Below are 20207 nucleotides of genomic sequence, written 5' to 3'. Positions count from 1 at the left end.
ACCTTACTCCAGATAAACAACATACTGCAGTAGTTAACGCCGTAATGCCTTTAATGAAACAAGGTGCTACACTCTCCTACTCCCATGGTTTCAACATTGTGGAAGAAGGCATGCAGATCCGTAAAGACCTTACCGTAATCATGGTAGCCCCTAAATGTCCTGGTTCTGAAGTAAGAGCAGAATATGTACGTGGTTTTGGTGTACCAACCCTGATTGCAGTACACCCGGAAAACGATCCTGAAGGAAAAGGTTTGGCACAGGCAAAAGCTTATTGCGTTGGAACAGGCGGCCACAGGGCAGGTGTATTAAAATCATCATTTGTTGCCGAAGTAAAATCAGATCTGATGGGTGAGCAAACCATCCTTTGCGGTTTGCTGCAAACAGGCTCTATCCTTTCATTCGATAAAATGATTGAAAAAGGAATTGATGCAGGTTATGCATCTAAACTGGTTCAATATGGTGTAGAAGTGATCACCGAAGCTTTAAAACATGGTGGTGTAACCGGAATGATGGACAGATTGAGCAATCCCGCTAAGATCAAAGCTTTTGAAATTTCAGAAGAGTTGAAAGACATTATGCGTCCATTGTTCCAGAAACATCAGGACGACATTATGAGTGGCGAATTTAGCCGCATCATGATGGAAGACTGGGCTGCAGGCGATAAAAACCTATTGGCATGGCGTGCAGAAACAGGCGAAACTGCTTTCGAGAAAACTCCTGCAGGTGATGTTAAAATTGCAGAACAAGAATATTTTGACAATTACACCTTAATGGTTGCCTTTGTAAGAGCCGGTGTTGAACTTGCTTTTGAAACTATGGTTCAAGCTGGTATCAAACCAGAATCGGCATACTATGAGTCTTTACACGAAACACCTCTAATCGCCAATACCATTGCACGTAAAAAACTATTTGAAATGAACCGTGTCATTTCGGATACCGCAGAATATGGCTGTTATTTATTTGACCAGGCATGTAAGCCCCTGTTGGCAGACTTCATGAAAAAAGTAGATACTGATCTGGTTGGTAAAAACTTCAACGAAGGTAAAGATGCTGGTGTGGACAACAGAACGCTGATTGCCGTAAACGAAGCCTTACGTACACACGAAGTTGAAGTTATTGGTGCGCAGTTAAGAAAAGCTATGACTGCTATGAAATCTATCAAAACAGCTTAATTAATGATGATACAACCCGTCGTCCATATCACAAACCTGAATTTAAAGTACCGGAACAAACCGGTACTTAAGGATTTGTGCTGGAACATAAACCGGGGGGAAAACTGGTTACTTTGCGGAGCAAGCGGAACCGGAAAGACATCATTAGCAAAAGCCATTGCTGGTTTAACACACAGTTACGGGAATATAGCCATCAGCTTCAACCCACACAGCAGTTTACCGGCAATGGTTTACTATGTTGCCAACTGGCATCAGTTTAAAGATCTGGAAGGCCAGTCTAATTTCTACTATCAGCAACGCTACAACAAACAGTCTGTAGAAACTACAGCTACTGTGAAAGCCGAACTGGAAAACTTTGGCAAACAACATACACTTCAGTTTGATGATATAGATGGCATTTTGGATGCATTAGGCTTTTCAGGGCAAAAAAATGCTACACTGATCCAGTTGTCCAGCGGAGAACATAAAAAACTGCAATTGGTTAAAGCCCTATGGCTTAAACCCCAGCTACTGATTCTGGATCTTCCCTACAATGGTTTAGATGCGCTTTCCCGCAAAAATCTCAATACTCTTTTAGAACAGATCACCAAAAGCGGTACACAGCTCATTTTAATCAGCAATGAAAATGAATTACCTGCATGTATAGATCATTTTGCCCTCATCGAATCCGGTAAACTGATTGAGATTCCGGCAGGAGAAAACAACAGAAATGAATTGGAGACCCTGAACAAACCCGTCCCTGCATTTCTGAGTGATGCTGTTGCCCCCTTTTCGTCAGAACAGATCATTAAAATGAATGATGTTAACGTGAGTTATGGCGACAAGCAGGTGTTAAAAAACATCAGCTGGGAAGTTAAAGCCGGTGAAAAATGGGTATTGCATGGCCATAATGGCTCAGGAAAATCTACCTTATTGAGTTTAATTTGTGGAGACCACCCTCAAGCCTATGCCAATGATTTTCATCTGTTCGGAAATAAAAGAGGCAGCGGCGAAAGTATCTGGGAAATTAAACAACGGATTGGCTTAATATCACCAGAACTGCATTGGTATTTTGATCCTTCCGCAACCGTTTGGCAAAGTATTGTTTCTGGCTTTTATGATAGCTCAGGTCTTTTTTCTGATCCAGGCTACACCAAAAAAGCCCAGGCCGATGAACTGATCAGTTATTTCGGACTGGATGAATACAAAGACACCCTGGTAAACGAACTTCCGCTTGGTAAACAACGACTGGCCTTGCTGGGCCGAACCATTATAAAAAACCCGGAATTATTGATCCTGGATGAACCTTGTCAAGGTTTAGATCAGCAACAAACACAACATTTCAACAGCTTGGTAGATGAATTGTGTAAAAATGGCACCACACTGATTTACGTAGGCCATTTTGAATCCCAGATACCCAACTGCATAGAGAAAAGAATTTTATTAGAGAACGGCGAGGTAAAATCCGTCAAAACCATTACACAAAAAACCTATACTAACTAAAAAACAAGATTATGTTACACGATCCGAATAGAGTTTATGTGTTTGACACCACCCTTCGTGATGGTGAACAAGTACCAGGTTGCCAATTGACAACCCCAGAAAAAATTGAAATTGCCAAAGAACTTGAAGCGCTTGGCGTGGATATCATTGAAGCAGGCTTTCCTATTTCAAGCCCTGGCGACTTCCAGAGTGTTGTAGAGCTTTCCAAGGCCGTATCTGAACCCATCATTTGTGCATTAACAAGAGCAAATAAAGGGGATATTGATTCTGCTGTTGCAGCCTTGAAATATGCCAAACGCCCCAGAATCCATACGGGTATTGGTTCATCAGACATGCACATTAAACACAAATTCAACAGCACACGGGAGGACATCCTGGTTAGAGCAGTTGAAGCTGTTAAATATGCAAAACAATTTGTGGAGGATATAGAATTTTACGCTGAAGATGCAGGCCGGGCAGACATTCATTTCCTGGCACAAATGATAGAAGCCGTTATTGGCGCCGGTGCTACAGTGGTCAACATACCAGACACCAACGGCTATTGCCTTCCTGATCAATACGGAAGCAAGATCAAATTCCTGAAAGAAAATGTTAAAAACATTGACCAGGCTATTATTTCTGTGCATTGCCACAACGATTTGGGTTTAGCTACAGCCAATTCAATTGCCGGTCTTCAAAACGGTGCCCGCCAGATCGAAGGTACTATTAACGGTATTGGAGAGCGTGCAGGAAATACATCCATTGAAGAAGTCGTCATGATCCTGAAAACACACCAGGCCCTGGGCTTAAACACCAATATCAATACAAAGAACTTTTACGAGCTTAGCCGCATGGTCAGCAGTCAAATGCGCATGCCGGTACAGCCCAACAAAGCTATTGTAGGCAGCAACGCTTTTGCACACAGCTCTGGAATACATCAGGATGGATTTCTTAAAAACCGCGAAAATTACGAAATTATACGCCCGGAAGATGTTGGTTTCCCTGATGCCAGTATCGTACTTACTGCCCGCAGCGGCAGACATGCCTTAAAGTTCCATTTGGAGCGCTTAGGTTTTACTTTAAGCAAAGAGGAACTGGCCGATGCCTATCACCGCTTTCTTACTGTAGCAGACAATAAATTAGATATTAACGATCAGGATTTGATCTTGATGATGGGTAAGCAACAATTGGCATAGCCCAGCATCCATATAAATGAATTTATAATAAATTAAAAAATGAGCAAGACATTATTTGATAAGGTGTGGGATACTCACGTCGTACGTAAGATAGAAGGTGGTCCAGATGTACTTTTTATTGATCGTCACCTTATTCACGAAGTAACCAGCCCCGTTGCCTTTTTAGGTTTAAAAAGCAGGGGAATCAAAGTGTTGTATCCCGAACGTACTTTCGCTACTGCGGATCACAATACGCCAACCATTAACCAGCATTTACCTGTTGCAGACCCTCTTTCTGCCAACCAGTTAAAAGCACTGGAGTCTAACTCTAATGAATATGGCATCAGCCACTGGGGTTTGGGCCATCAGAAAAACGGTATCGTTCACGTTGTAGGACCAGAATATGGCATTACACAACCAGGTGCGACTATCGTTTGTGGTGATTCACATACTTCTACCCACGGTGCCTTTGGTGCTATTGCTTTTGGTATAGGTACTTCTGAAGTAGAAATGGTACTTTCCACACAATGTATCATGCAGCCAAAACCTAAAAAAATGCGGATCAACGTAAACGGTAAATTGGGTGTAGGTGTTACCCCTAAAGACGTTGCTTTGTTCATCATTTCTCAGTTGACCACATCAGGTGCAACAGGCTACTTTGTTGAATATGCTGGTGATGTTTTCGAAAACATGAGTATGGAAGGCCGGATGACGGTTTGTAATTTAAGTATCGAAATGGGTGCACGTGGTGGTATGATCGCTCCCGATGAAACCACCATCAACTATGTAAAAGGTCGCGAATTTAGTCCTAAAGGAGAAGCCTGGGATAAAGCACTGGCTTACTACAAAACATTAAAAACAGATCCTGATGCTGTTTTTGATAAAGAGCTGACCTTTGATGGCTCCACAATAGAGCCGATGATCACTTATGGTACCAATCCAGGAATGGGTATGGGAATTTCTCATGATATTCCCGATGCGGCCCATGTTGAAGGCGGTGCTGCAACTTATGCCAAATCATTGGATTACATGGGATTTCATGAAGGCGATTCTATGATCGGCAAAAAAGTAGATTTTGTTTTTGTGGGCAGTTGTACCAATGGCCGTATTGAAGATTTCAGGGCATTTACCTCGATTGTAAAGGGCCGCCATAAAGCTGATGATGTTACCGTTTGGCTGGTACCTGGTTCACATATTGTTGAATCACAGATCAAGGATGAAGGCTTACTGGACATTCTAACTGAAGCCGGCTTTACCTTACGCCAGCCAGGTTGTTCTGCTTGTTTAGCCATGAACGACGATAAAATACCTGCAGGTAAATATGCGGTAAGTACTTCTAACAGGAACTTTGAAGGCAGACAGGGCCCTGGTTCAAGAACCATGCTGGCCAGTCCGCTTGTTGCTGCTGCTGCTGCCGTTACCGGCGTAGTTACAGACCCAAGAACATTAATTGAAGAACTTGTCTAACACAAACAAACATTAAAATGGCTTACGATAAATTTAATACATTAAGAAGCACGGCAGTTCCGCTTCCTATTGAAAATATAGATACCGATCAGTTGATCCCTGCACGTTTTTTAAAAGCAACTGAGCGCGTTGGATTTGGAGATAACTTATTCCGCGACTGGAGGTACAATCCAGACAATACACCAAAAAAAGATTTTGTGCTGAACAATCCCATTTACAGCGGAAAAATACTGGTTGGCGGTAAAAACTTCGGATCAGGTTCATCCAGAGAGCATGCTGCATGGGCAGTGTATGATTACGGCTTCAGATGCGTAATTTCCAGTTTTTTTGCAGATATTTTTAAAAACAACTGCTTGAACATTGGTGTATTGCCTGTACAAGTTAGCCCTGAATTTGCTGAAAAGATCTTTACCGCAATTCATGCCGATCCCAAAACAGAATTGGAAGTCAACTTACCAGAGCAGACCGTAACGCTTCTGGCTACGGGCGAGAAAGAGACTTTTGAAATCAGCCCTTATAAAAAAGACAATATGATGAATGGTTTTGACGATATCGATTATCTGCAAAGCATAAAACCGGAAATTGAGGAGTTTGCCTTGCATCTTCCTCTTTAATCAATCATAACCAGTTACATGGAAAGAAGGAAAATAGAGATTATGGATACCACACTCCGCGATGGAGAACAAACATCGGGAGTGTCATTTTCCATTTCAGAAAAATTAACCATCACCCAGCTGCTCTTGGAAGAACTCCACGTAGACCGGGTCGAAATTGCCTCTGCACGTGTATCTGATGGAGAATTCCTGGCCGTTAAAGCAGTTTTAAACTGGGCAAACCAGCATGGCTATGCCGACCGTATCGAAGTCTTGTCTTTTGTAGACAATGGTGTTTCTATTGAATGGATGCTTAATGCAGGTGTTAAAGTTCAGAACTTGCTCACCAAGGGTTCATTAAACCATTTAACCCATCAGCTGAAGAAAACAAGCGAACAGCATTTTGCAGAAATTAAACAGGTGATTGACCTTGCAACAGCCAACAATATTGCTACTAATGTTTATCTGGAAGACTGGAGCAATGGCATGCGTAATTCTCCTGAATATGTTTTCCAGTTCCTGGACTTCCTGACCACCCAACCTGTAAAAAGGATTTTACTACCGGATACGCTTGGAATTTTAACACCGGCAGAAACCACGAAATTCCTGACGCAGTTGCTGGCCAAATATCCCGGTATCCATTTTGATTTCCATGCCCACAATGATTATGATCTGGGTACCGCCAATGTGCTGGAAGCAGTAAAGGCCGGCATCAATGGTCTTCATCTGACGGTAAACGGGATGGGCGAAAGAGCAGGAAATGCCGCAATGGCCAGCGCTGTTGCTGTGATTAAAGATTTTGTACCTGAGGTGGACATACAGATCAAAGAGTCGTCCATCTATAAAGTGAGCAAACTGGTCGAAACCTTCTCCGGAGTACGGATTCCTTCTAACAAACCCATTGTGGGCGACAGCGTCTTTACTCAAACGGCAGGTATTCACGCAGATGGCGACAACAAGAACAATTTATATTTCAACGACCTCCTTCCGGAAAGATTTGGAAGAAAACGGAAATATGCGCTTGGAAAAACATCAGGAAAAGCAAACATTGAGAAAAATTTGCAGGAACTGGGTTTAAAGCTAAATGATGCCGATCTGAAAAAAGTTACCCAGCGGGTCATTGAACTGGGCGATAAAAAAGAAACGGTAACCAAGGAAGATTTGCCTTATATCATTTCTGATGTACTCGACAGCTCCTTATACGAAGAGAAAGTCACTGTACAATCTTATGTGCTGACCAATGCGATGGGTTTGCGCCCTTCTGCAACCATCTCTGTTTTAATTGAGGGCGAAAAATTTGAGGAGCACGCACAGGGCGACGGACAATTTGACGCCTTCATGAATGCATTGAACAAGGTGTACACGAAGAAACAACGGAATTTACCCAAGCTGATCGATTATACCGTGCGCATTGCACCAGGCAGTAATTCGGATGCCTTGTGCGAAACCGTAATTACCTGGGAAACGGATAAGAAAGTCTTTATCACCAGAGGATTGGATTCAGATCAAACGGTTTGTGCCATTAAGGCCACCCAGAAAATGCTGAATATTATTTAAGCCTGAAGGCTTTAAAAAACATCAAAACTGATATAAAATAAACAAACACTAAAACACAATTAAGAATATATGAAACTTAATATTGCTCTTTTAGCAGGAGATGGAATCGGGCCAGAGGTTATTGAACAGGCTGTTAAAGTATCAAATGCGGTAGCAAAGAAATTTAACCACGAAATCGTATGGACATCAGGAATAACAGGAGCAGCTGCAATTGATGCTGTGGGCGAACCTTATCCAGATGCTACACATGAAATTTGTATGGCTGCTGATGCTGTACTTTTTGGTGCCATCGGCCACCCGCGTTTCGACAATGATCCTAAAGCTACCGTTCGTCCGGAACAGGGTTTGCTAAAAATGCGTCAGAAACTGGGCCTGTTTGCCAATGTACGTCCAACATTCACTTTCCCTTCCTTAATAGACAATTCTCCCTTAAAAAGAGAGCGCATTGAAGGTACAGACCTGATTATCCTGCGCGAACTGACCGGAGGTATCTATTTTGGTGAAAGAGGCAGAAAAGATGATGGCAATACGGCTTTCGATACTTGTACCTATACCAGGGCAGAAATTCAGCGTTTGGCTAAATTAGGTTTTGAAATGGCCATGACCCGCAGCAAGAAATTGTGCTGTGTAGATAAGGCCAATGTACTGGAATCTTCACGTTTATGGAGAGAAACCGTGCAGGATATGGAAAAAGATTATCCTGAAGTGGAAGTAAGCTACGAGTTTGTAGATGCAGTAGCCATGCGTTTAGTGCAATGGCCAAGCTCATACGATGTATTGATCACAGAAAATTTATTTGGCGATATCTTAACAGATGAAGCTTCAGTAATTTCTGGTTCTATGGGCTTAATGCCATCAGCCTCTATCGGTGTACATACTTCTTTATTCGAACCTATTCACGGCTCTTATCCGCAGGCTGCAGGTAAAGACATTGCCAACCCTCTGGCTACCGTATTGTCTGCTGCGATGATGTTCGAAGATGCCTTCGGGTTAAAAGAAGAAGCAGAACTGATCAGATCAGTTGTCAACAAATCATTGGCAGAAGGAATTGTAACCGAAGATTTGTCTGGAAAAAACAAAGCATATAAAACAAGTGAAGTAGGCGACTGGCTGGCCAGCAATATCTAAAAATGAGTGATTTGATTCAACTGGATTCTGAGGCAGCCTCAAAGCGGCTTAAAGGTATTGTAAAACGTACCCCGCTGATATACAATGCCAAATTATCTGAAAAATACGAAGCTGAAGTTTACCTGAAGCGTGAAGACCTGCAAGTTGTGCGTTCCTATAAATTACGTGGAGCCTACAATATGATTAGTCAGCTGAGTGCCGAACAGCTCAGCCAGGGCATCGTTTGCGCAAGTGCCGGTAATCATGCCCAGGGTGTCGCTTTCTCTTGCGATAAGCTGGGTACCAGGGGCGTTATCTTTATGCCTGAAATTACACCCAGGCAAAAAGTAAAACAAACAGAAATGTTCGGCAATGGCCATGTGGAACTTGTTCTGGTGGGCGATACTTTTGACGATTGCCTGGCCGAAGCACTGGCCTATACCAAACTGCACAACATGACCTTCATCCCTCCTTTCGACAACTACAGCGTTATTGAGGGACAAGGAACCGTTGGCGTGGAAATACTGGAGGACCAGCCGGATACGGATGTAGTGATTATGCCCGTTGGCGGTGGTGGCCTTGCTGCTGGCACGGGAACTTATCTGAAAGATAAAAAACCTGAGATCAGGCTGATTGGTGTGGAGCCTGAGGGTGCCCCATCCATGCTGGAGGCGCTTAAAGAAGGCGGACCGGTAACTCTGGCCGATATCAACCGTTTTGTTGACGGAGCTGCTGTAAAGCGTGTAGGTGAATTAACCTACCTCCTGTGTGAAAAAGTACTCGACCAGATGCTTTCTGTTGCCGAAGGCCAGGTTTGCACCACCATTTTAAAATTATACAATGAGGATGCCATTGTAGTTGAACCTGCGGGAGCCTTATCCGTAACCGCACTTGACGCGTGTGCAGCCGAAATCAAAGGCAAAAAAGTGGTGTGTGTCATCAGTGGAGGGAACAATGATATTGAACGCATGCAGGAGATTAAAGAAAAATCTCTGCTGTATGAAGGGCTCAAGCATTATTTTATTGTACGCTTTCCGCAGAGGCCAGGTGCCTTAAAGCTTTTTGTGAACAGCGTACTTGGCCCTCATGACGATATTACGCGTTTTGAGTTCATCAAGAAAACCAATAAAGAAAACGGGCCTGCATTAGTAGGGATCGAACTGGCTGATAAAGCGGATTACCAAGCACTGGTTCAACGAATGAAAGAATTTAAGTTTGACATTATTGAATTGAACAACGACCAGACGCTGTTTGAATATCTGGTATAACGAGGCTTCAAACAACATAAAAAAGGCAATATCCTAATGATATTGCCTTTTTTGCTGAATAAAAGATGGAAACACACGTCATTTGCTGATCTCCAGAATAGCATGTTCCCGGTTCCTCGTGATCGCAGAATGATATTTTAAATTTCCGGATCCCCTGTGCAGGCTTCTCAATAAGGCTGTAGCTACAGGCTGACTCCCGGAAATTTCAAGTGCTTTTTTTAATAAAGGATCATTCGGGTCGCCAAATGCTTTCAACGGCAAGTCAGAAAATTCGTCCACTTCGTAATCTGGCTTTAAGCCCGTTTCATAATTCCCGGCATTCTGTGCATTGAATAACTTAAAGATCAAGGGGTGCAAGATCATATTCACCTGTTTTGGGCTGCGCAGATCAGCAATAGCAAAGCTTGCCATATCTTTACCCATGGTCTTGCTTCCAATCTGAATCACCCTGGTGTACGGCCTTAAATTATTGATCAGCAACTCCGCGGCCGAAGCTGTAGATCCTGAAGTCAATACCATAACCCGACTCAGCGACAGACGGTAATTCAGCAACTCACTAAACAACTGAGGTTCAAAGGTATTCTCCCGCATCGTTTTCTGGAATGAACTTATTCTTCTTCCTGCCTTGTTATTGCCCTGATAAATAACGAAAGTCTGATCTGCTGTTGCATTGCTCAATATCCCTGCAATTTTCGCGCTCGTCGAAACATCTCCGCCAGGATTGTAGCGAAGATCAATCACAAGGTCTGTAATCCCCTCATTTCCAAGCCTGCTCAAAGATTCTAATATCTGGTAATCATAACTGCCTGAAAACTGGTTGTAAAAAATATATCCAGTCTTTTTACCATGCACATCAAATACCTTAGTCAGGTAAACAGGCAGCTCATTATGTCTTGCGTATTGCACATCTATGCTTTTCCCAGGTACCAGTTCACCTGCAACAAAATTGGCCAAAGACAACTTCACTCCGGAACCCAGCTTTAATATTTTAGTTACCTGATCTATATTTGCCTGTTGAAGTGCTATCCCATTTACCGCAGTAAAAATATCGCCCCGCGCCAGTCCTTTCCTGTCTGCAGGCCCATCGGGAACGACCAGGGTGATTGTCCCCATCAGTTCTCCGGGATGATCTTCACGCTCCAGCAAAGCATATTCAAAGCCATACCAGGCAAATGAGGAGTACTCTTTTCTATCTTCATCCGGGTTGTCCAGAAAAGAAAACCGGTCGGCAGAATAAAGCAGGGATTTAAAGAAAGAACTCGCATTCGCCTGATCAGGAGGATTCACCGGCAACTGGTCTTTCCAGTAATAATATACACGCATGCTGTCCAGAATCCAGCCATTGCTACCTGTAAGGTGATCGGATTGAGCCTCCCTTTTACATCCAAAGACTGTTGAAAAGGCAAGCAGGACAAGGAAAATCTCAGATATTCTGTTTTGAATTAGTTTCACGGTTCAAAAAATAAATACACCACCTCTTATATAATCTTTGAACAAGCCCTATTCCCTACGCTAATGAGAAATAAATATTTCCTATCCTTTTTATAAAAAAATTGTCCATCGGGTAGGGAGATTAGGCTTCCCGGAGATTATCTAATAAAAGGCACCAACAGAAGCTGAAGAAAACAAGCGGGAAAAGTGCTAAATGAGCAGAATAATGGATAAAGAAATATTAAAGCGATTTTTTGAGGGAAAGAGCAGCAGCTGGGAGAAGAAACAAGTGCAGGACTATTTGCAGGGAGATCAGTTAAACCTCCTTGACGAATATATTAAAGAGCAGGACTCCATCCATCCTCCGGCTGTGGATGAACAATACAAACTGATGTTTTTTGACGAATTAACTTCTAACATTAAACAACAGGAAAACCAGGTGAATGAACGAAAAATCACCCGCTTTACCCCCTGGTTTAAAATAGCCGCAGCTGTCATCATCATTTGCACGGCAAGTGGACTTTTATACCTCAAAAGACAAAAGCAGGCCGCTGCTGAAACAGGTACCCTCCTTACAAAGATAACCAATAAGGGAAGAAACCTGAAAATGGTCGAGCTGGCCGACGGAACCAAGATCTGGATGAATCCGGGAACAACGATCACTTACAATAAAAGAAACTTTGCTGGTTCCCTCAGGCAGGTAAGCCTAATTGGAGAGGCCTATTTTAACGTTACACACAACGTTAAAAAACCTTTCCAGGTCAGGGCCGGAAAATTGACCACCACTGTTCTGGGTACCTCATTTAATATAGAAGCTTACGAAAATGAAGCAGAAACCCGCGTCATGCTGGTTACGGGAAGTGTTCGGGTAAATGCAGGCAAATCTCAGGAAATGCTGCGTCCCGGTCAATTACTGGGTTTTTCCCGAAAAGAGGAACAGGTAAATGTCAAGTCCGTAGACATTTCAGACAAGCAGGAGCTATTTACCCACGGCAAACTGGTCTTTGAAAACCTGCCATTGAAAGAAGCCCTGAAAAGAGTAGAGCGGGCATTTGAACTCAAGCTCACCATTCCGGATGAAAGCTTGCTGGACAACAAAAGGATCACCGGAAATTATTACCGGGACAATGCAGAACTGGCTTTAACCAGGATTCTATTTATTCACGGATTACACCACCATAAGAAAGGAGACCACAACTATGTAATTGAGCCATAAACACCACCTCAATATCTACCCAATAAAAAAGAGAGGAATGCCACTGGAACTGACACTCCTCATCACAAAATTGAATAGCAGAATTTCTACGACAACTTTATGCACATAACTACAAAACTAATTATTTTTTTACGGAATAAATTGAGTTTGCTTGTCATTTCTATCCCCATTGCCTTGCTGATCAATCCTGCAAAAGGACAATCCGCTTCAAGCAAACCACTTATCGATCTGCAAATTACCAACCAAAACCTCAATGAGGTGATAGGCATTCTCAAGTCTCAAAGCAGCTATGATTTCTTCTACGACAAAGAAGCTGCAAAAAAGGTTGCTGTCCATCGCCTTGTCTTTAAGAAGATCACCATAGAGGAAGCTTTACGGAGAATGCACAAAGAACTTCCTCTCGAATACGAAGTATTGCGCAACGAAGTATCCATTCGTATAGAATCACCCGAAAAATTTAATCTCCGGAAATCACAGCAAAAACCAGGAAAATTATCAGGCCGCATTATGGACGATAAAGGAGAAACGCTGCCCGGGGCATCCATTAAAATTCTCTCCACTAATACGAGCTTTCAAAGTGCCACTGACGGTACTTATCAGCAAAGCCTGGAGCCTGGGACTTATGCAATTGAGGTTTCTTTTATGGGCTATCAAACCAAGAGAATTACTGATGTAACGATCAAAGCAGGTCAAAATACCCCGCTTGACATTTTACTAAAAGCTGATTCAAAGTCCCTGAATGCCGTAGTGGTAACCGCCAGTTATAAAAAAGCATCTATTGAGGGTTTGTATGCTCGTCAAAAGAACAATGCAGCCTTAAGCGATGGGATCACAGCAGAACAAATCAGCAGAACACCAGACAACAATACGGCGCAAGTACTCAAACGGGTAAGCGGACTGCAAATTTCACAAAACAAATATGTGGTGATCAGAGGCCTTAGCGACCGTTACAATAACCTGATGCTGAACGGCGCACCACTGCCCAGCAGCGAACCCAACAGAAGAGACTTTGCCTTTGATATGGTTCCAAGTGCACTGGTTGACAATATCGTTGTCAATAAAACCGCTACCCCCGACCTGACCGGGGAATTTACAGGTGGATTGGTACAAATTACGACCAAGGATATTCCAGATGAGAATTTCACACAGGTCACTTTAGGGACCGGATACAATTCCAGGGCGACCGGTAAAGATTTTATCGGATTGGGCAGAAGTAAATACGCTTATCTGGGCTTCGGCGACAGTCATTACGACCGCCCCACTGGTATGACCTTTAAGCAATATATTGAAATGATCCCCCAGATACGGGATCCAAAAAACACAGAACAGCGAAAACAAGCCGCTTCCTTCTTGTCTACACTTCCCAACAACTGGGCTATGCGTAAATACACGGCATTACCAGCACAAAATTATCAGTTCAGCCTGGGCAGGAGTATTCATCTTAAAGAAAATACGCTCGGTATTATTGCCGCACTAACTTACCGGAATGAACAGGAAGCTGATCAGAACGATCGTTATCAGGCAACAGTAAATGACTATACAGGAACGGATTATACTTTTACCACTACTTTAGGTGGATCTCTGGGCTTGGCTTACCGTTTTGGTAAAAACAAGATTACGTTGAAAAACACCTATAACAGGAAGCTTTCAGACTTATTGTACAAATTTGAAGGAACCGATCTCGCGAATAATGGTTTTATGGTTAGTGACTATAGCAATGTAGTAATTATCAATCAACTCTTTCAGTCTGTACTATCTGGCGAACATAGCCTTGGCAAGCGAGGTATAAAGTTTGACTGGCAGGCCAGTATGGCCGATCTGAACCGGGATCAGCCATTTACAAAGATCATGGACAGAAGAAGAGCCCCAACAGGCCCTGAAGATCTTTATGATCCCGTTTTTACGGATTTGCAGGCAAGTTTAGGATCTCTCTATTATTCCAAGCTAAAAGAAAAGCTCTATACCTGGGCGGCTAATTTTCAAGTTCCTTTTAACCTGTTGAACCTGAATCAAAGCTTCAAACTGGGATATCAGGGCAAATACAGGAAAGCAGATTTCGGAGCAGACATTTTTCGCATCAGGTACTTGACACAAGCATCTGGTGGTACCGTAGATTACTCGGGTATGGCTTATTATGACATCTACAACTCTACAAATTTTGCAAACAGTGGTCTTTATTTATATCCTATTTCCGGTGGTGGAAAAGACGTCAGTTCAGAAGGATCGGGTTTAGGATATAATGGCTTTCAGCGCCTGAATGCCTTTTATGGAATGTTTGATTTAAAACTAACTCCGAAGTTACGTCTGATTACTGGCCTGCGGGCAGAAAAGAACGATCAGAACGTAGCCAATATGAACCCCAATACAGGAAAGGAAGAACTCATCAGTTTAAAAAAGACAGACTGGTTACCTTCTGCCAATTTTATCTATGCACTTAATGAGAAAATGAACGTCAGGGCAGCCTGGTATAAAACAGTTGCCCGCCCGGATTTGCGGGAGTTGTCAAGTTTCGAATATTTTGATCCCGTTCTCATGAGGGGCATCTTTGGCAGCAGCTTAAAAAGCACCTCTATAGAAAATGCGGATGTGCGCTATGAGTTCTATCCCTCGCCAGGAGAAATCATTTCCATATCAGGCTTTTACAAAAAATTCAAAAATCCAATTGAACTACAGCTATTAGGAACCTCTGGTCAGCCATCCTATAAATATACCAACCTCGCCTCAGCCAAAGACCTGGGCCTGGAAATTGATTTTAGAAAATCACTGGATTTCATCAGCACAGACGCGGGATTTCTGAAAAATACTTTTGTGTCTGGAAGTTTAACCTTATTGGATGCCAATGTTGAGCTGGAGCCCAGCAAAGATCTGAAAGGCGACAGCTATAAAAGAGACAGGCCTCTATACGGTCAATCGCCATACATTATCAATGCTGGGATAAATTACACGGGTAAACAATTTGGGCTCAACGTTTTATACAACCGTTACGGTAAACGTATCGTCTTTGCTTCTGCAGGTATCTCTTATGACGAGTATGAGAAGCCACGTAATCTGGTGGATCTACAGGTCAATTACAAATTCTTAAAACAACAGCGCGCCGAGGTAAAATTCAATATCAGTGACCTGCTCAATGCAGAAACCATCATTTACAGAAATCAATATCCAAAAGGAAACCCACGTTTCAAAGAAGGAGAACCTTCGGTTCAGGATGTTCCCGGGGCAAGTTATCAACTGGCCGAAGGACAGGCAGATCCAAAAGGAACCTCCTATAACCCAGGTTATGATCTTGTAGCCGGACGTATACGGAACGGAACGACTTACAGCCTGAGTTTCAGTTATCGCTTTTAACTATACCCTATATAAATTAAGAAAGAGGAGGTCAATCAAAGAAAAATCAATCCATGAAAAAAGAGTTGCCACAACGACTCACTCAAATCTAAAATCTAAAGAAAATTATCATGAAAAAAAATTCATTCTTAATTATTGCACTGTCACTAATAGTTTTTATCTCTGCTTGTAAGAAAGATCAGGGAAGCAATACAGGATCAGGAAATTTTGATCGCTCATCATCTGCCACACTGGAAGATACACGTGATATTCCAAATCCTACCCAAACAGTTCCTAATGTGATTTCAACAAATACGACATTGACAAACGACAGGGTATGGATCATTAACGGACCAACCTTTGTAACCAACAATGCTACGCTGACCATCCAGTCTGGAACTTACATTAAAGGAACCAAAAAGCCTACACCTACTTCTAAACCTTCATTCCTTGCCATCACCAAAGGAAGTAAACTGGAAGCCAGCGGTACTGAAGCAAATCCAATCGTGTTTACAAGCAATCAGGCGGCCAGCAGCCGTACCCCTGGAGACTGGGGAGGTATTGTACTTCTTGGAAACGGTAAAACCAACGTAGCTTCTACCCAGGCTGTTGAAGGAATGAAACCGGAATACATGACCGACCTTGGCCTTTCTACTGATGTTATTCAATATGGTGGTTCCATAGAAGCAGACAATTCCGGTACGCTGAAATATGTGCGTATTGAATTTGCCGGCGATGTGATCAGCGATGGTAACGAATTGAATGGACTTACACTTGGTGGTGTTGGATCTGCTACTACTTTAGATCATATTCAGGTCAGTTATGGTGCGGATGATGCCTTCGAATTCTTTGGCGGTTCTGCAAACGCAAAATATCTGGTTTCTTATGGCAACAATGATGACGACTTTGATTTTGATCAGGGATATCAAGGTTCTATCCAATTTGCAGTTTCTGTAAAAGTTCCTTGTTTGACTTATTCAAGCAGCCCTAACGGCATTGAGAGCAATAACATCACCAGCCCGGTAGTTGTAGTTGATGCTTCACGTTTAACCCAGCCGGTTTTGTCTAACTTTACGATCCTTGGCCAGCCATCTGCTCCAACTGCAGCACCATTCACGGCCAGTAACGGTGCATTGTTCAGAGTAAACTCTGCCTATAAAGTAAGTAATTCTATCGTTGCCGGTTTTGCAACAGGTGCTAACATTTCTGGTGCGACAACAAGTGGTAGTTTCTTTGGAAACAGTCTGGTTCATGGGTTCACAGCAGCAACTTCAGGTAGTCCATTTAGCGTAACCACCAGCACTGCGACCTCTACAAATGCCTTCATCAGATTGGTAAACCCATTCAATGTAAACATTTGCACAGTTACAAAACCAATTCCTGATTTCCGTTATGTAACTGCTCCAACACCTTCACCTGCAGCAACAGGAGCTAGTTTTTCAAGCATCAGTGTAACACATCCAGGCGGTGCATTGACTGCATTTGATACAACTCCGGTTTACCTTGGCGCTTTTGGTGCCAACACTGCAGCCCGCTGGGATGACAACTGGGCAACTTATACCCCTCAAACCAATCCATACTTGTAATCCTGTGTCTTTTCTTATTTAACATACGATATAGTTAAAAGTCTCCCTCTGCCGGCATAACCGGCAGAGGGTTGTTTAATCCATAAAACATGAAACAAAACAGTACCCTTTTTATTCTCCTGCTTATCATACCCATTCTGATTTTTTCCTGTAAAAAGAACGGAGAAATCATAGAAGTTCCTTCATTTGGCCAGTTTTCCATCAGTTTAACATCGCCAAGCGGTTCCAGCCCGGTTTTATTACAGGTAGATGGAATTCTTAAAGATACCCTTGAGGGTAAAACTGTAAACATCAAACTGGAAGCCGGTAAGAGACAGATCTCCATTGTCGATTTACAGAAAAAGAAAATATTGGATACTACAGTCGTGATCGAACCGAGGAAACCCATTTCATTAACCTGCTTTTTTAATGGGACAACAGTACTCGTAGACAACCTTGACCCAACCGTGAAGCCACAGACAGATAGTCTTTTAATCAGATTTGTGACCACAGACAAGATCTTACCAGACCTTATGGATATTGAAATCTCTTTATATGATTTTGGTGGTACGCTTATTCCGTTAAAAAACAAGACCCTGAAAGGGATCAGGAAAGATAAGTTCAGCACCTATATCCAATTACCCCATCCAAACGTCATTGACCCCAGTTTTGATTCCAGTATGATCTTCTATGTTATTGAGGGCTACGATGCAACTGCTGGCGGGAATCATAAAAAAGTAATGAGCATTGAGGAATTCAATTGCAGTTACCTCGAATATTCTGTCGACCAACTCTCTATATGGATACCAAATAACATTATCTCCTTCGGAATAGGATCCGCTCCGGCAGACGGAAGCACAACATTAAGAAGCCCGCAGCTTATTTTTCAACGTCAAATTCAATAAATCAGCTTAAATAAAAAAGGTTTGCTCCACAAAGCAAACCTTAAATTCATTTTAATATTGACTGCGTTTAGCAAGAAAATATAGGTCGAATTTAAGGATTAAATTAATATGAATCAAACGTAAATAAATCAGCATACAAAAAAGATCAGAAGGATCTTCACAATACCATAAATAGAACACAGATCTCTCTTTATTGCTCTTGTGGCTTTTGCAAGATGACTATCTACAGTTTTACTGGAAATGCCCAATCTGCTTCCAATGGATTTGTAGCTTAAACCTTCTTCGTTAAATAAACGAAATACTTCTTTTCTTTTTTGGGGCAGATCCTCCACCACCCGGCTTAACTGTACCTGGTATTCTTTATGCTCAAGTTCTCTTTCCATATCGGTTTGATCTGCTCCCCGAAAGAGGTCTTGCTGTAGCAAATCACGTTTAATATTCCTGGAAATTTGCTTCAGGGCATAGTTGCGGGTATAAAAATACAGAAAAGGCATACAATCTCCCCCTTCTTCCTGTTCTTCCAGTTTTTCCCAGAGTTTCAGATAACCTTCCTGCAGCGCATCATGCACCAGGTCCTGATCTTTAAATGAGCGTAAAAATAAAGAGTTGAGTTTGTCAAAAGTTGCCAGGTAAATAGATTTAAACCGTAACTCCTTTTCAATTTGATAGCGTTCTTTCTTCATGGTAAATGAGTGTTCTCAAATTTAAACTCCCAATATTAATTGCATGTTAATTGTCCTATAAGTTTGATGGTTTTTAAAAGATAACCCACTCATTTATTGACAATAAGCACCACTATAATCCTCTCTAATCCGCCTAAATTTTTCCGGTTTTTTTATTCCTTCTGTTTTACGCTTTTATTGGGATATTTGCAGCGGTATGAAACCATCATGTGCAGAAATACACAAACCGATAGAATAGAATTTGGTAGCACATGATAGCTTCATCACCGTTAAAATAAAATTATATTCTGATGAAAATATTGATCGTCAACAATACCCGGATCCCAGCTACTAAATACGGTGGTACAGAGAGAGTAATCTGGTGGCTCGGAAAAGAACTGAACAGACAGGGCCATCAGGTAACCTTCCTGGTTGGCGCAGGTTCTGAATGCCCTTTCGCCAAAGTATTGGTTTTTGATCCTACTGTTGACATCAACCTGCAGGTACCTGATGATATAGACATTGTTCATTTTAATTATCAGATGCCGGATTTTCATAAAAAACCTTACCTGGTTTCCGTACATGGCAACCCTGGCTTTGGAGAATTACTTGATCAAAATTCTGTTTTTGTTTCCGGCAATCACGCCAGCCGATACGGCGCTTCTGCATATGTTCATCATGGTTTAGATCCAGATGATTATCCTAAACCTGATCTTTCGGGGAAACGTTCTTATACCCATTTCCTGGCGAAAGCTGCATGGCGGGTTAAAAATGTAAAAGGTGCTATTGATATTGCTACGGCCAGTGGAAATAAGCTGGTGGTATTAGGTGGCCACCGCCTCAACTTTAAAATGGGTTTTCGTTTTACGCCAAATCTAAATGTCAGCTTTAAAGGAATGGTGGATAATGCAGAGAAATCTGCTGTGATGAAACACTCCAAAGCACTCCTTTTCCCTGTTTTATGGAATGAACCTTTTGGCATTGCCATCATAGAAAGCCTTTATTTTGGCTGCCCGGTTTTTGGTACGCCATATGGTTCTTTACCAGAACTGGTTAGTCCGGAAGTCGGACTGCTCAGCAGCAGCCGATCTGTTCTTACGGAAGGATTGAAAAGCGTAGATCAGTTTAGTAACCAGATTTGCCATGACTATGCGGTTGCCCATTTCAACCTGAAGCAAATGGCAGACAATTATCTTCGCTTATATGAAGATGTACTGAATAGCAAAAAGCTCCATCCCAATCAACCTACACTTCAGGAGGTTACACCTAAGTATTTATCCTGGCTCAAAGATTAGCCTCAGTTA

Annotated in this window: 15 protein-coding genes; 13 read left to right on the top strand and 2 right to left on the bottom strand. The window is 42.3% G+C overall.

All coding sequences use genetic code 11. The features are described from left to right. The 8 genes from ilvC to ilvA all read left to right on the top strand — a co-directional run. Positions 1-1172, top strand: a 1172-nt coding sequence (gene ilvC, locus VNZ46_RS08810; RefSeq protein ID WP_325559739.1) for a ketol-acid reductoisomerase, incomplete at its 5' end; no start/stop codon positions are given. 3 nt (positions 1173-1175) lie between these two features. Beyond that, entirely contained in the window at positions 1176-2654 is a 1479-nt protein-coding gene (locus tag VNZ46_RS08805) for an ATP-binding cassette domain-containing protein (protein WP_325559738.1), read from the top strand. 11 nt (positions 2655-2665) lie between these two features. Beyond that, positions 2666-3829: a 2-isopropylmalate synthase gene (locus VNZ46_RS08800; protein WP_325559737.1), complete on the top strand. Its 1164-nt coding sequence runs from the start codon at positions 2666-2668 to the stop codon at positions 3827-3829. 39 nt (positions 3830-3868) lie between these two features. Next, positions 3869-5275 (top strand): 3-isopropylmalate dehydratase large subunit, encoded by a 1407-nt coding sequence (leuC, locus tag VNZ46_RS08795; protein WP_325559736.1) that lies wholly within the window; start codon positions 3869-3871, stop codon positions 5273-5275. A 17-nt stretch (positions 5276-5292) separates the two neighbouring features. Further along, a complete protein-coding gene (gene leuD, locus VNZ46_RS08790; RefSeq protein WP_325559735.1) occupies positions 5293-5889 on the top strand; it encodes a 3-isopropylmalate dehydratase small subunit in 597 nt (198 codons plus the stop codon). Positions 5890-5907: 18 nt separating this feature from the next. Then, entirely contained in the window at positions 5908-7425 is a 1518-nt protein-coding gene (locus VNZ46_RS08785) for an alpha-isopropylmalate synthase regulatory domain-containing protein (RefSeq protein WP_325559734.1), read from the top strand. A gap of 69 nt (positions 7426-7494) precedes the next feature. Continuing rightward, a complete protein-coding gene (leuB, locus tag VNZ46_RS08780) occupies positions 7495-8553 on the top strand; it encodes a 3-isopropylmalate dehydrogenase (RefSeq protein WP_199076757.1) in 1059 nt (352 codons plus the stop codon). A gap of 2 nt (positions 8554-8555) precedes the next feature. Beyond that, entirely contained in the window at positions 8556-9800 is a 1245-nt protein-coding gene (gene ilvA / locus VNZ46_RS08775; RefSeq protein ID WP_325559732.1) for a threonine ammonia-lyase IlvA, read from the top strand. 78 nt (positions 9801-9878) lie between these two features. On the opposite strand, the gene VNZ46_RS08770 is transcribed toward ilvA, so the two are convergent. Then, on the bottom strand, positions 9879-11252 hold the full coding sequence (locus VNZ46_RS08770; RefSeq protein WP_325559730.1) for a S41 family peptidase: 1374 nt from the start codon (positions 11250-11252) through the stop codon (positions 9879-9881). Between the two features lie 205 nt (positions 11253-11457). Between VNZ46_RS08770 and VNZ46_RS08765 the strand changes: the two genes are divergently transcribed. From VNZ46_RS08765 to VNZ46_RS08750, 4 genes are all read left to right on the top strand, one after another. After that, positions 11458-12447, top strand: coding sequence for a FecR family protein (locus VNZ46_RS08765; protein ID WP_325559728.1), 990 nt, complete (start codon positions 11458-11460; stop codon positions 12445-12447). Positions 12448-12546: 99 nt separating this feature from the next. Further along, the gene (locus VNZ46_RS08760; RefSeq protein ID WP_325559726.1) at positions 12547-15792 is read left to right on the top strand and encodes a TonB-dependent receptor; all 3246 of its coding nucleotides are present in this window, start codon (positions 12547-12549) and stop codon (positions 15790-15792) included. Positions 15793-15902: 110 nt separating this feature from the next. Next, positions 15903-17357, top strand: a complete 1455-nt coding sequence (locus VNZ46_RS08755) for a hypothetical protein (protein WP_325559725.1) — start codon at positions 15903-15905, stop codon at positions 17355-17357. A gap of 89 nt (positions 17358-17446) precedes the next feature. Next, positions 17447-18241: a hypothetical protein gene (locus VNZ46_RS08750; RefSeq protein ID WP_325559724.1), complete on the top strand. Its 795-nt coding sequence runs from the start codon at positions 17447-17449 to the stop codon at positions 18239-18241. A gap of 128 nt (positions 18242-18369) precedes the next feature. On the opposite strand, the gene VNZ46_RS08745 is transcribed toward VNZ46_RS08750, so the two are convergent. Continuing rightward, complete coding sequence (locus VNZ46_RS08745) at positions 18370-18924, bottom strand: sigma-70 family RNA polymerase sigma factor (RefSeq protein ID WP_325559722.1); 555 nt, start codon at positions 18922-18924, stop codon at positions 18370-18372. A 290-nt stretch (positions 18925-19214) separates the two neighbouring features. Between VNZ46_RS08745 and VNZ46_RS08740 the strand changes: the two genes are divergently transcribed. Then, positions 19215-20198, top strand: a complete 984-nt coding sequence (locus tag VNZ46_RS08740; protein ID WP_325559721.1) for a glycosyltransferase — start codon at positions 19215-19217, stop codon at positions 20196-20198. Positions 20199-20207 lie beyond the last annotated feature (9 nt).

Source organism: Pedobacter sp. (assembly GCF_035566355.1).
Lineage (GTDB): Bacteria > Bacteroidota > Bacteroidia > Sphingobacteriales > Sphingobacteriaceae > Pedobacter.
Note: the sequence above shows the minus strand (reverse complement) of the source record. Positions and strands in the feature narration are given on the sequence as shown.

Coding starts and splice junctions, on each gene's coding strand:
- leuC (WP_325559736.1), top strand. CDS start 3,869: ATGAGCAAGACATTATTTGATAAGGTGTGGGATACTCACGTCGTACGT.
- VNZ46_RS08750 (WP_325559724.1), top strand. CDS start 17,447: ATGAAACAAAACAGTACCCTTTTTATTCTCCTGCTTATCATACCCATT.
- ilvA (WP_325559732.1), top strand. CDS start 8,556: ATGAGTGATTTGATTCAACTGGATTCTGAGGCAGCCTCAAAGCGGCTT.
- leuB (WP_199076757.1), top strand. CDS start 7,495: ATGAAACTTAATATTGCTCTTTTAGCAGGAGATGGAATCGGGCCAGAG.
- VNZ46_RS08785 (WP_325559734.1), top strand. CDS start 5,908: ATGGAAAGAAGGAAAATAGAGATTATGGATACCACACTCCGCGATGGA.
- VNZ46_RS08760 (WP_325559726.1), top strand. CDS start 12,547: ATGCACATAACTACAAAACTAATTATTTTTTTACGGAATAAATTGAGT.
- VNZ46_RS08740 (WP_325559721.1), top strand. CDS start 19,215: ATGAAAATATTGATCGTCAACAATACCCGGATCCCAGCTACTAAATAC.
- VNZ46_RS08765 (WP_325559728.1), top strand. CDS start 11,458: ATGGATAAAGAAATATTAAAGCGATTTTTTGAGGGAAAGAGCAGCAGC.
- VNZ46_RS08755 (WP_325559725.1), top strand. CDS start 15,903: ATGAAAAAAAATTCATTCTTAATTATTGCACTGTCACTAATAGTTTTT.
- leuD (WP_325559735.1), top strand. CDS start 5,293: ATGGCTTACGATAAATTTAATACATTAAGAAGCACGGCAGTTCCGCTT.
- VNZ46_RS08800 (WP_325559737.1), top strand. CDS start 2,666: ATGTTACACGATCCGAATAGAGTTTATGTGTTTGACACCACCCTTCGT.
- VNZ46_RS08745 (WP_325559722.1), bottom strand. CDS start 18,924: ATGAAGAAAGAACGCTATCAAATTGAAAAGGAGTTACGGTTTAAATCT.
- VNZ46_RS08805 (WP_325559738.1), top strand. CDS start 1,176: ATGATGATACAACCCGTCGTCCATATCACAAACCTGAATTTAAAGTAC.